The 630-nt window shown below is 27.9% G+C and carries 1 pseudogene; it reads right to left on the bottom strand.

Going from position 1 to position 630, the window contains the following annotated elements:
- A pseudogene (locus LLA01S_RS12785) lies at nucleotides 1-220 on the bottom strand (hypothetical protein); the annotation flags it as partial.
- Nucleotides 221-630: the final 410 nt, after the last annotated feature.

The raw sequence follows: 630 nt of genomic DNA, 5'->3' as shown, positions 1-630 counted from the left end.
AATAAATGAGAAAAAATGAGATAAGTAACAACAAACCCAAAATAAAACTATAAAGAGGGAACTGATGAAAAAGAAAATAAAAGAAATTTTCTCTACTTTTTTTATAATCAAAGTTCGTATTCAATTTATTCTGATTAACTGTTGCTGGAAGAAACATCGTTCCTAGCCAGATGATGAACATGAGTAGCATTTGCCAAATTTTTATCTTTTTTATCCTCATTTTTACTCTCCTTTGATTTTATAGTTATCTATTCTCTCTTTCTATAAGCATCCACATAAACCAAAATATTAAAAACTAAAAACAAGGAGAAACTGATAAAATAACCTAAATGATAAGTTTCTAACACTATCATTCCTCTTTGAAATCCCCCAATCAAAATTTGATTTAACAAAAGAGCACCCTAGGCACAAAGGACAGTAATTGTGATTAAAACCGGAATTACCCTTTTATATTTCACATATTGACTGGCCATCGTGAAATAATTGAACAGTAGCACAATTATGATGATAAAATATAATTCAACGTTATATTTTATAGCATATTGAAAACCCAAAAGATTAATACTTTCAAAGCTATTATTTGTAGCTGGAAAAAACGGAAGAAACAGACTAAGTAAACTGATAATAAAT

Origin of the sequence: Lactococcus cremoris subsp. cremoris NBRC 100676, assembly GCF_001591705.1 — a bacterium.
Classification (GTDB): Bacteria; Bacillota; Bacilli; order Lactobacillales; family Streptococcaceae; genus Lactococcus; species Lactococcus cremoris.
This window is presented reverse-complemented; position numbering and strand designations above follow the sequence as displayed.